At 63.9% G+C, this 11,536-nt stretch carries 12 protein-coding genes; 8 read left to right on the forward strand and 4 right to left on the reverse strand.

Annotation, left to right across the window (positions count from 1 at the left end; translation table 11 throughout):
* Positions 1-101: 101 nt before the first annotated feature.
* A complete protein-coding gene (locus tag AC0L3C_RS15305) occupies positions 102-1,442 on the reverse strand; it encodes a PQQ-dependent sugar dehydrogenase (protein WP_473408373.1) in 1,341 nt (446 codons plus the stop codon).
* A 235-nt stretch (positions 1,443-1,677) separates the two neighbouring features.
* Here AC0L3C_RS15305 and AC0L3C_RS15310 point away from each other — a divergent pair, with 235 nt between their 5' ends.
* From AC0L3C_RS15310 to AC0L3C_RS15320, 3 genes are all read left to right on the forward strand, one after another.
* Positions 1,678-2,868 (forward strand): urate hydroxylase PuuD, encoded by a 1,191-nt coding sequence (locus tag AC0L3C_RS15310; protein ID WP_473408374.1) that lies wholly within the window; start codon positions 1,678-1,680, stop codon positions 2,866-2,868.
* 146 nt (positions 2,869-3,014) lie between these two features.
* A complete protein-coding gene (locus AC0L3C_RS15315) occupies positions 3,015-3,869 on the forward strand; it encodes a VOC family protein (protein WP_473281355.1) in 855 nt (284 codons plus the stop codon).
* 79 nt (positions 3,870-3,948) lie between these two features.
* Positions 3,949-4,224 (forward strand): hypothetical protein, encoded by a 276-nt coding sequence (locus tag AC0L3C_RS15320; protein ID WP_027516602.1) that lies wholly within the window; start codon positions 3,949-3,951, stop codon positions 4,222-4,224.
* Here AC0L3C_RS15320 and AC0L3C_RS15325 read toward each other — a convergent pair.
* Positions 4,221-5,255, reverse strand: coding sequence for a L,D-transpeptidase family protein (locus AC0L3C_RS15325; RefSeq protein WP_473408375.1), 1,035 nt, complete (start codon positions 5,253-5,255; stop codon positions 4,221-4,223). The two genes, AC0L3C_RS15320 and AC0L3C_RS15325, sit on opposite strands and share 4 nt — an antisense overlap.
* Before the next feature lie 184 nt (positions 5,256-5,439).
* Here AC0L3C_RS15325 and AC0L3C_RS15330 point away from each other — a divergent pair, with 184 nt between their 5' ends.
* On the forward strand, positions 5,440-6,396 hold the full coding sequence (locus AC0L3C_RS15330) for a lytic transglycosylase domain-containing protein (protein WP_473408376.1): 957 nt from the start codon (positions 5,440-5,442) through the stop codon (positions 6,394-6,396).
* Positions 6,397-6,500: 104 nt separating this feature from the next.
* Positions 6,501-6,986, forward strand: a complete 486-nt coding sequence (locus tag AC0L3C_RS15335; protein ID WP_473408377.1) for an NUDIX hydrolase — start codon at positions 6,501-6,503, stop codon at positions 6,984-6,986.
* Here AC0L3C_RS15335 and AC0L3C_RS15340 read toward each other — a convergent pair.
* Positions 6,973-7,947, reverse strand: a complete 975-nt coding sequence (locus tag AC0L3C_RS15340) for a Bug family tripartite tricarboxylate transporter substrate binding protein (protein WP_473281362.1) — start codon at positions 7,945-7,947, stop codon at positions 6,973-6,975. The two genes, AC0L3C_RS15335 and AC0L3C_RS15340, sit on opposite strands and share 14 nt — an antisense overlap.
* Positions 7,948-8,390: 443 nt before the next feature.
* Here AC0L3C_RS15340 and AC0L3C_RS15345 point away from each other — a divergent pair, with 443 nt between their 5' ends.
* The 3 genes from AC0L3C_RS15345 (at position 8,391) to AC0L3C_RS15355 (ending at position 10,099) form a co-directional block, all read left to right on the forward strand.
* A complete protein-coding gene (locus AC0L3C_RS15345; protein WP_473263408.1) occupies positions 8,391-9,047 on the forward strand; it encodes a hypothetical protein in 657 nt (218 codons plus the stop codon).
* A 29-nt stretch (positions 9,048-9,076) separates the two neighbouring features.
* Complete coding sequence (locus AC0L3C_RS15350; protein WP_473281520.1) at positions 9,077-9,313, forward strand: HGGxSTG domain-containing protein; 237 nt, start codon at positions 9,077-9,079, stop codon at positions 9,311-9,313.
* Between the two features lie 435 nt (positions 9,314-9,748).
* Positions 9,749-10,099, forward strand: coding sequence for a hypothetical protein (locus AC0L3C_RS15355; protein ID WP_081747933.1), 351 nt, complete (start codon positions 9,749-9,751; stop codon positions 10,097-10,099).
* Positions 10,100-10,353: 254 nt separating this feature from the next.
* Here the strand turns inward: AC0L3C_RS15355 and AC0L3C_RS15360 are convergent, their stop codons facing one another.
* Positions 10,354-11,493: a lysozyme family protein gene (locus tag AC0L3C_RS15360; RefSeq protein WP_473408378.1), complete on the reverse strand. Its 1,140-nt coding sequence runs from the start codon at positions 11,491-11,493 to the stop codon at positions 10,354-10,356.
* Positions 11,494-11,536 lie beyond the last annotated feature (43 nt).

Here is an 11,536-nt window from a genome sequence, read left to right on the forward strand (position 1 = left end):
CTCTCCGCAGACGCATAGAGGAGTTCGCCGATAGAAACCCCTCACCCGCCTCGCCGCTGCGCGGCGAGCCACCCTCTCCCACAAGGGGCGAGGGTACACGTTCATCGCGGCACGCTTGTCACCCGCCAGATCGTCCCGTTGCCATCCTCCGACACCAGCAGCGATCCATCCTTCGCCACGGCGACACCGACCGGCCGCCCCCACACCTCGGTATCGCTCACGACGAATCCCGTGACGAAATCCTCGTACTCGCCGGTCGGCTTGCCGTCCTTCATCCGGATCCGGATCACCTTGTAGCCGGTGCGCTTCGACCGGTTCCAGGAGCCGTGCTCGGCGGCGAAGGCGTCGCCGTGATACTCTGATGGAAACTGCGTGCCCTGATAGAAGGTCATGCCAAGTGAGGCCGAGTGCGGCTGCACCAGCACGTCGGGTATCGTCACCTTGTCCTTGAGGTCCGGCCGCGCGCCGGCGTGGCGCGGGTCTTCGTTGCCGCCGATATAGAACCACGGCCAGCCGTAGAACGCGCCTTCCTTCACGCTCGTCACATAGTCAGGCACGAGATCGTCGCCGAGGCCGTCGCGCTCGTTGGTCGAGCACCAGGGCAGCCCGGTCTGCGGCTGGATCGCAAGACCGACGCAGTTGCGGATGCCGGTGGCGTAGATCTTCCGCTCCTTGCCCTCGGGGGTAAAGGCGAGCACGGTGGCGCGTTCGGTCTCGCTGGCCCAGGCCGCACCAAGCGGTTGCGCTTTCGACCAGGCTTCCACGCCGCCCGGCGGCGTGCCCATGCCCTCGGCGACGTTGCTGAGCGAGCCGACCGACACCAGCATGCGCTTGTTGTCAGGCGTGAAGATGATGTCGCGGGTGGAATGACCGCCATCGTGGGGCAGGCTCGCCACGATCGTCTCCGCCTTGCCACGCGCCTTGAGATCGCCGGCCTGATAGGGAAAACGGACGACGCTGTCGGTGTTGGCGACATAGACCCACCGCGGATTGTCGCCGTTCGGAAAGAAGGCGATGCCGAACGGCTGCCTCAGTCCGGCAGCGAACACCTCGTTGGTCGCGGCCTTGCCGCCTTCGCCGGCGCGCAACACGCGGATGTTGCCCGCGCGCGTCTCGGCGACGAAGACATCTCCGTTCGGCGCCACGCGCACGATGCGCGGGGCGCGCAGACCCTCGGCGAACAGCTCGATCTTGAAGCCGGCCGGGACCTGAAGCGCCGCCTCCGGCGGGCGCGGCACCACGCGCGACGAACTCGCAACCGACCGCGTGGCGCCGGGCCTGACCAGATCCTGCGGCCGGATCAACCTGACCGTGCCGGGCTTGTCGGCCTGCCAATCGCCGTAGGCGTCCTTGCCCTGCAGCACCGGCTCCGCCTGGGCGCAGCTCGCGACTGCGACCAGCCACCCGGCGGACATCGCCACGAACGAAATCCTGTTGCTCACGTCGTTTCCTCCCGGCCGTCGCGTCTGGCGCATCAACGTCGATCGACGCGCAAACGTTCTGCGACAGGTCAAATGCCTGCCGAATCCCACGTCAGCTCATGCCCGCACGATGTGCATCAGCCGCAGCCCATCGTACTGGAAAATATGGCTGATCGGTGCGACACATTGTAAGGGCAGGACCGCCGGTTGCGGTCATCAAGGCTGCGGCATTGGGGCTGCATCTGTTGGGGTGATCATGTGGGGATCCATCATATCGGAATGGGCGAGCCTGCTGCTCCGCTGGCTGCACGTGGTCGCCGCGATGGCTTGGATCGGCAGTTCCTTCTATTTCATCGCCCTCGACCTCAGCCTTAAGCCCAGGCGCGATCTGCCGGACGGCGTGCAAGGCGAGGCCTGGCAGGTCCATGGCGGCGGCTTCTACCGGATCATGAAATATCTGGTGGCGCCTGCCCAGATGCCGGACGAGCTGACCTGGTTCAAATGGGAGGCCTACACCACCTGGCTATCCGGCTTCGCGCTGATGGTGGTGGTGTATTATCTCGAGGCCGATTTGTTCCTGGTCGACAGGTCGATCCTCGACCTCACGCCATTCCAGGCCGGCCTGTTCAGCCTCTGCAGCCTCGCGCTGGCATGGCTGCTCTATGAAGGCGCCTGCCGCACCGGGCTGGCGCAACGCGAACTGCCCTTTGCCATCGGCGGCTATCTGTTCCTGGTTGCATTGACCTACGCCTTCACCCATGTGCTGAGCGGCCGCGGCGCGTTCAATCAGATCGGGGCGATCATCGGCACCATCATGGTCGCCAACGTCTTCACGCTGATCATCCCGAACCAGAAGAAGATCGCAGCCGCCTTGATCGCGGGCCAGGCGCCCGATCCAAAGCTCGGCAAGACCAGCAAGGAGCGCTCGGTTCACAACAACTATCTGACGCTGCCTGTCGTCGTGCTGATGATCAGCAACCACTACCCCCTGCTCTACGCCACCCGCTTCAACTGGATCATCGTCGCGATCATCCTGGCGCTCGGGCCTGTGATCCGGCACTTCTTCAACGAGGGGCATGCCGGGCGCAGATCGCCGTGGTGGGTGTGGGGCATCGCAGCGGTCGGCGTGATCGCAATTCTCTTTCTCTCGGCGGCCGGCCCGCGCGAGGTCAAGGCAAGCGCGATGTCAGCGCAGCCGACGCTTGCCAATGTCGAGGAGATCGTGATGTCCCGCTGCAGCATGTGCCACGCCGCCGAGCCGGTCTGGGCCGGCATCATCACCGCGCCGAAGGGCATATTGCTCGACGCGCCCGAGCACATCCATCGCAACATCCGCCTGATCGGCCGCGTCGCCGCCTGGTCCAATGCGATGCCGCCGGGCAACATCACCGAAATGACCAGCGAGGAGCGCGCCACCCTCGCCGCCTATATCGAGCAGGCGCGCTGACGCCATCGCGCATCGATATCGCGTTTCGCGGAATGAAATTCTGCCCTTCCCGGCCGATTTGAAAATGACTTGACCGCCTATCCGGCGTAGACAGAAGCAGCGGCCCGGCGCGGCCTGAAGTCAGTTTGCATTCGGGGATGAGAACAGTGGCCCTCAAGAACGTCATCGGTATCGACCACGCCGTGGTCATGGTTCAGGACCTCGACAAAGCCGCCGAGAATTACCGGCAGCTCGGCTTCACCATCTCGCCCCGCGGCACCCACAGCGCACATATGGGCACCGGCAACTACACCATCATGTTCGACCCGGATTATATGGAGCTGCTCGGCGTGCTCGCGGCGACCGAGCACAACGCGCCGGCGCGTGCCTTCCTGGACAGCCGCGAAGGCATCGAGCGCATCGCCTTCACCGCGGTCGATTCCACCGCCGGCGCGGAGGAAATCCGCGCGCGCGGCCTGGAGCCGATCGGCCCGACCGATTTCGAGCGGCCCGTGACGCTGCCTGACGGCACGATCTCGGCGGCGAAATTCCGCACCTTCATGTGGCCGACCGCGGAAGCGCCCGGCGGCGTGCGCATTTTCGCCTGCCAGCACAAGACGCGTGAGACGGTGTGGATTCCCGAGCTGATGAAGCACGCCAATGCGGCAAAGCGCATCAAGCAGACATTGATCGCTGCGCCCGAGCCTGCGAAGGAAGCCGCGCATCTGGGGCGGCTGATCGACCGCGAGCCGAAGGCCGAGGCCGACGGCGCGGTGACCGTGGCCTCCGGTGGCGATCGTGCCCACTTTGTCTATTTGACGCTGGAGCAGCTCGGCAAACGCTGTCCCGGCGTGCCGCTCGCGGGTCTTTCCGAACGCGGTGGCGCGGCCCTGGTGCTCGTGAGCGGCGATCTCGCGGCCACCGAGAAGGCGCTCGGTTCGGCAGCGGTGCGCAGCGGGTCTGCGATCTGCGTACCGCCGGCCAAGGCGAACGGCACCCTGCTCGCCTTTGTTGCCGGCTGATTTGAACTAATTCTTTAACAAGCGTTTTACCGGGCCGCCCTAGGCTTCTGGGCTACCCGCGCCTTCAGGGGCCAAGCGCATGTTTAAAGAGAAATCGCCGATCGCCTATGACGCGCCGGCCGAACTGAAAAAGTGGCCGTCACTGAAAGGCGAGAGGCAGAAGGATCGAGGTCCGCCCTATCTCGTCTACAACGGCACGCTCGCCGATTGCGTCCGCGAGCTCATGGGCAAGCCGATCAAAGGCATCTCGCTTTACGATATCATGACGAGGCCGCAAGCAGCGTTCGACCAGACCGTGCTATCGCCCGGCGATGCCGCCGAGATCGCGATGCGCAAGGACTTTCCCAAAGACTAGTTCGAGGCGCGCTTGCCGGCGGACTTCACCTGCTGCCTGGACGAGGAGTCCGTCGGCGCATCCAGGAAGACCACCCGTGTGCCGCGCTTGACGTGCTCGCCCAGCGCGCGCACGTCCCAATTGGTCAGCCTGACGCAGCCATGCGACGCGGACTTGCTGACCCTGTCGGGCTCCGCCGTTCCGTGGATGCCGTAACCCTGCGCGGACAACCCGATCCAGTATGCTCCCACCGGATTGTTCGGGCCCGGCTGAACGTCGAACGGCTTTTTCGATTTGACGCTTCTGAACTTGTAGTCAGGGTTGTAGTGATAGACCGGATTCTCATGGGTGCTGGTGACCTTGAGCGTACCGCTCGGCGTGGGACGATCCGGACTTCCGATTGACGCGGGATAGAACGCGATCAGGGTGCCGCCATCGTCGAATGCTTTCAGCGTGCCGTCCTTCTTGTCGATGTCGAGCCGCGCGATGTGCGGAAGCTCTCGCCGGGCCGGAACGTTTGCAACGACGATGGTCGCTCCCACCTTGTCGAAGGACTTGCCGGGATTGAGCGTCCGAAGCAGGTCTGCGCTCATGTGGAATTTCTCGGCAAGCCCTTCGAGCGGACTGGTGTAGCTCAGCGCCTTCAGCGGCTTCATGTCATCAAGCTTGCCGGGCAGCTCCTTCAGAAACGGGCCCTTCACATCCGCATCCGTGATTTTGTATTCGACGACGACGGGGCCTTCGCTCGCGGCGTTCAACTTGTCCCAAAGCTCCGGTGCGATCGTTTTGTCGGACGCAACGCCGTTCTGCTCGGCGAATGCCTTCAGCGCCTTCTGCGCGTTCTCCCCGAGCTTGCCGTCGATCTCCCCGGGCGAGAACCGCGCACCGTCGAGCAGAATCTGAAGCTTCACGATCGATGCGTTGAGCTTGTCGCTGGCAATTTGCTTTGCGGGACGCGCAGCGTCGTTCACCGCTGCTGCATCGAGATTGCCCGCAAGCGCCGGAGCGATCACCGACAGCGAAATCACCGCGCCAAGCATCCATTGCATCATCTCGCTCGTCCCAATTCGCCAATGCCCCGCAACTTCGCGGATAAAAGAGTTTCCCGGCGGGAACACCGTAGTAACACCGGCGGAACCGACGAGACCGCAGCTTTGCCGCAATCGCTCGGTTAATAACTCCTTATCGCCGGCGCACCGCTGGCAGTTCACCCACAGTTCGAGGTTGCTCCAGCAAATGCGATTTGTCGTCGCGGCTTGCGCCGCGTTCATGATTCTGATGTGCGACTTCGATCCGTCGGCGTCCCGCCAAACATCAGCTTTCGATCACACCGTTCTTCAAAACACCCAGGCCTCGCCACTTGTTCCGGTGGTCGAGCTGTTCCTCGCAAGCGTGCAGGCCCTCGAGCTTGCCAATGCGCGTGCGGCCTATGAGGAGACACCCGAGCCGCCGGATACGGTCGACCCCGTCGCGCAGGCGCCGATTTCACCGACGGAACGCTTCTGCCACGCGCTTCGTGGAGCTGCCGAGGCCAGCGGGATTCCCGTGCCGTTCTTCGCGCGCCTGATCTGGCAGGAGAGCCGCTTCAAGTCGAACGAAGTCAGCCAGGCCGGCGCGCAGGGCGTCGCACAGTTCATGCCGGAAACCGCAGCGGAGGTCGGGCTGGATGATCCGTTCGACGCGATGAAGGCGCTGCCGGCATCGGCCAAATTCCTGCGCAAGCTGCGCGACGATTTCGGCAATCTCGGCCTTGCCGCAGCCGCCTACAACGCAGGTCCCGGCCGGATCCAGAAATGGCTCGCCAAAGAGACCGAGCTGCCGCGTGAGACCCGCGACTATGTCCGCATCATCACCGGCACCAAAGCCGAAGACTGGACCGAGCGCACGGAAGCCCTCGCGATCCGGATCGACCTGCCGCGCGAAGCTCCATGCGAGGGCATCGGCAGCCTGTCCAAGACGAAAGACGTCGCCTGGGTTCCGGTGAACCTGACGCCCTCTGTCACGACCATCATTCGCAAGGCCGAGCAACTGGCGGCCCGGTTGACGACCAGCCGCGCACGCAAGCGGCTCGCGTCCCTGATCCGGAACGGCACCCACGGCAAGGCACGCAGCATGATCGCGGCGCGCGCGGCGGGAAAGAGCGCGAAGGCCCGCGCCATCCGTGTTGCAGCGCGCGAACGATCTTCGGGCTGATGCGAAATCCGGAAGCCGCTCGATGGAGCGGCTTCCGGCGGCCGTGGACAGTTGAAACGCTGGCCAATTGACCTACGCTATGCGCCGCCTGCACGGAACCTGCGATGCCATCGAAGAGCGCCGGGATCATTGCCTATCGGAAGCGCCGGGGAATCGAGGTTCTCCTCGTTCATCCCGGCGGACCGTTCTGGCGCAACAAGGACCTCGGCGCCTGGTCGATCCCGAAGGGCGAATACGCCGACGGAGAAGACGCAGACATCGCCGCACAACGGGAATTTGCCGAGGAGCTTGGATTTGAGCTATCCACGCCGCTGACTTCGCTTGGTCAGATCAAGCAGCGCGGCGGCAAGATCGTCACCGCGTTCGGGGCCGAGTTCGACCTCGACGTGCGCAGCATTCGCAGCAACAATTTCGAAATGGAATGGCCGCCGCGCAGCGGCAAACGTCAGACCTTCCCGGAGGTCGATCGTGCCGAATGGTTCACGTTCGCAGAAGCGCACGAGAAGATCAACGCGGGACAGCGCCCGCTGCTCGAGCGGCTGGCTGAGGTGGTCGGCATCACACGAAGCAGACGCCCTACTCCGCCTTGATGTTCGCGGCCGCCACGACTTCGGCGAGCTCCCTGGTCTCCTTCGCGATCTTGACGGAATACTCGGCCGGGCTGAGCACACTCACGACGCCCTGCGTCTCCAGCCGCTCTTTCAACATCGGATCAGCCGCCGCCGCGATGATCTCCCGGTGCAGCATCTCCAGCGTCGGCGCGGGCGTTGTCTTCGGCATGAAGAAGCCGACCCAGAACGAGATGTCGAAGCCGGGATAGCCGGCTTCCGCGACGGTCGGCACATCCGGCAGCGCCGGCAGCCGCTCGGCTGAGGACACCGCGAGCGCGCGCAGCTTGCCGGCCTTCACGAGCGGCACGGCGGACAAGGGATCGAACACCGCCAGCACCTCCTGCGCGAGGATACCGACCTCGGACGCAGCGCCACCGCGATAGGGCACGTGGATCATCCTGACGCCGGCCTTCTGGCTGAGCAGCTCCATGGCGAGATGGGCGAGATTGCCGTTGCCGCCGGAGCCGTAGGCAAGCGCGCCGGGCGCGGCCTTTGCCGCGGCGACGAGATCGGCGACCGTGTTGATGTTGGCCGTCTTGGGATTCTCCGGATTGACCACAAGCACGAGCGGCGCCGACACGACGGTGGTCAGCGGCGCGAAGTCTTTGTCCGGGTCGTAGCGGATATCCCTGAACAGCGTCTTGTTGAGCGTGATCGTGGAGGAGTTGCAGGCCAGCATCGTGTAGCCGTCGCCTTCTGCACGGGCGACGCCTTCGGCTGCGATCATGCCGTTGGCGCCGGCGCGGTTCTCGACCACGAAAGCTTGTCCGAGCTTGTTGCTCAGCCGATCGGCGACGATGCGCGCGACGACGTCGACCGGGCCGCCCGCGCTGAAGCCGACCATGATCTTGACCGGCCGCACCGGATATTTTTGCGCGAGGGCTTCGGTCGTCACGCACAATCCGGCGACGATCGCCAGCAGGCGAAGCGTTCGTTGCATTCGTTCTCTCCCCAGACGAACCGCGCCGCTTTGCCATGACGCAGCGGATTCGCGGATCATGATGAGCGGCGGCGCCGGATTTCGCAATCGCGTTTGCAGGCTGGCATTCCGTCGCGCGGCAGGTCAGGGCCGCTTCAAAACAAAAAACGCAAAAACAACCCCATGCACAGTAGCCGACGCTTGCGAGATCAAGCACTTGCACGAACGGGGACTTGGACGAACGAGGATTGCGCGCTTCGCAATCTTCGTTTGACTCGTCGGGCAAAACACCGGCAGAATGCCATCATCGCAACAATCGTCAGCCTCCACGCCGCCCGACCACGGGCGTCGCGTGGCGATTGCGCGTAAGCCCTTCATCAACATCTCGAAAATCCCACAAGCGCGCAGCAGGCGAGCGATCGATGTCGCGCGCAACGCGCCCGTGCGGGCAAAGGACACAGCACATGACGACATCTTCGAAACGCCAGAGCACGCTGCCGGTTGCGGCAAACGATCGCAGCGGCCCCGCCGCGAGCCCGCGGGTCAAGCTCTACAAGCGCCGGATTGCGATCCTCCATGCCGACCCGCAAGCCGGCGAACAGCTGCTGGCAGAGGCGCTCGGTGCCGCCGACTGCGACGCGCTGCATGGTCTCCTCAGGCAATTGGTGAAGGCGAGCGTAACCGGACGGAAACCCGATGAAGCCAATCTCGCCTTCCTGATCTCGCTGGTGAAGAGCATCGCGCCGAAGGATTCGATCGAGGCCATGCTCGCGGTACAGATGGTGTCCGTTCACGCCGCGGCGATGCGCTCCGCCTGCCGCCTCGCCCTCACCGACGACATTCCGCAGCAGGAGAGCATCACGCGCGCATTGACGCGGCTGAACCGCACCTTCGCAGCCCAGATCGAGGCACTGAGCCGCCACCGCAACAACGGCGAGCGCGCGATCACGGTCCGGAATTTGTCGGTGCAGGACGGCGGCAGGGCGATCGTGGGCAACGTCACGCAACACGCGAACATAATCGTCGCGGAGCCGAACGTTGCGACGGCCGCTGGAACGGTCCCGCCGCGCGAGGCCGGCGAATGCAAAAGGGCCGAATCGAGGCAAGGCGCCGACGCATGAGCGGCAATCACGTCCGCAACACGAGCGCGATGTGGACGAGCCCGCGCTGTGGCGCCGAAACGCGAAACGGCACGACCTGCCGCTCACCCGCAGTGCATGGCAAGTCTCGCTGCCGCATGCACGGCGGCGCACGCAGATCGGGCGCGCCGAGGGGAAATCAGAATGCGCGGACGCATGGTGCCTTCACGCGTGATGCGGCCGCTGAACGAAGGCAGGACCGGGAGCTGCTGAATGATGCGTTGAAGCTACTTGGGGAGCTGTCGTGAGTTGCCGGATAGACCTTGAAGGCGAACCAGCGAAGACCGCAATCGTTGTTGACGAACACGCTTGCCGAGACCCGCAACAGATGCCCTGCAGACTTGCACCGCGGGTCGTTTCCATAAGTCTGTGATGGCTTTGGTCGGCTGCGCCGTCCTGAGCGGACAAGCCCGGCGCCAGCCTGGAGGTCGGCCAAGGTGCAAGCTAGGCCAAAGAAGCAGCTGCACTGACCTTTAGTTGAAGCGTTGTCGTATTTGAACCTTCGCTCGAATGGCCGGACTCACGTCAGTAGGCGATGGGAATGAACTGTCCCATCACAGCATCGAGCGATTGTAGCTATCGACACTCGTCAGCGGCAGTTGCAACGGACTTGGTTTCCGGGTTGCCAGCCTAAGCCGCACCAAGCCAGCGGATCGGCCGGCGAATATCGCGGAGGCAAACAGATGTTCCCAGCGAAACTTGCGGCATCGTTGCTGGGTTCAGCGTTGCTACTGACGCCGGTCCTTGCACGCGACGATGGCCGATACGACCACTCTCCGCTGAAGTCTTGGTTTGAAAGCTTGCAGAGCGAATTTGGAAAGTGCTGTACCGATGCCGACGGATACATCGTGTCCGATGCCGATTGGGAGTCCAGTCGGGGCCGTTACCGCGTCCTCATCGACGGCGAATGGGTGCTCGTACCTGACGGTGCGGTTGTCACAGAACCAAACCGCTTCGGCCGTACAATGGTCTGGAGGCATTACATAGACGGCCATCCGCGCGTCCGATGCTTCATGCCTGGAATCATGACTTGACTTCACTTTCAAATGCTCCGCTTCGGGTCACTCGCGTCGATTTGCCCGCGTATTCTCGATGTCCGCTATGGCCCTAGCTGCCGGCGTGCCGGACACTTCGCTTTCGGACCACAAGCAGACATCGGCACCCGATCGATCGCCTCGCTAGCAGCAGGAACGACCCGAGCGCGTCGTTGACGATGTAAAGTGCATCCGCGCGACCGGCGACGGTGAAACCCCGCTCGCCCGCGGGTGCGGCAACGCCTGCTAGCCACTCAACGGATATTCACTGGTGCCTGCGCCCGCTCGGCGTCGGCGGTCGCGGTGCCCATGTATTTCGATTGGAAATGAGCAACCCGCTCGCGCCACATTCCGACGAACGCCTCCGACGTCAGCTTGTCCACGGATTTCCACGCCTCTTTGACGGCCGGAAGCGTATTGCCCCAGATCGCGCGCCTGCACCATTTTTCGCCCTTCTCCCTGCCTTCGCCGGTGGCGCACATCGATTTCCAGGCGATGCGATTGGGTTGGCTAAGGTGCTCCGCGGCGCCTTCCCAGCCCTGCTGATGGATCAGGTAAAGATCGTTCAAGTCCGGCTTCCTGCGCGTCACCCACTGGAATAGAATGCCTTCCGTGATGACCTTGTAGGCTGCCGCGACGGCATTATCGCGGGGATTAAGAATGTCTCCGGCGCCGAATTTTCTGAACTCGTATTTGCTCAGCTGGAACAGCCCGATATACGACCCGGTGCGCTGCTTGGGATCGAAACCGGACTCGACCTTGGCCACGGCCTTCATGAAATTGAAATCCAGACCGAAAGCGTCGGACGCGCGCTTGATCTCTTCCACCGGCGTTCCGACCGGGATGTCCTTGAACGAACGCAAGACGATCGCCGCCGGCTTCTCGGCAGGCGGCAGTTCGGACCAGACATAACAAATGAGATACCGGAAATCCTGCGGCCCCGTGCTGGAGGCACCGCCGGATGCACCGCACGTGGTCGGCGCCGGCTGGGCGACATCGTGGTGGCCCAGGTCCACCGTGTCCTGCGCAGGCGGTAAATCGGCCGACAGCGTTTGCGACCGATCGGGCAACGCGGCGACGACGATAGATTCCGATTTATCCGAGGCCGCCGTCATGTCGGTGGCCGTCCCCGCCGCGGGCTCAGCGGCAGTCGCCACTTCGGGGTTAGCGACAGCGGCGTTCGCGGGTCCGGTGTTGCCCATTGCGATTGCCTGCGATTCATCCGCGAGCCTCGCGTTGGCGGCGAGAGATGCTGCGCGGTCCTGGATGGTCACTGCGCGGGCGTTCTCGGTGCCGGCCGGACCCAAGCCGGCCAGCCAGCCAGCGATCCACCCCGCGAGAACGACCGTTCCGCAAAACGTCGGCGCCACTATCGCAAATCGCCGCGGGTTCATGATGCCGTCGCCCCCATAGGCTCCACCGGAGCGTGTAGAAAAG

The organism is Bradyrhizobium sp. WSM4872, from assembly GCF_055811715.1.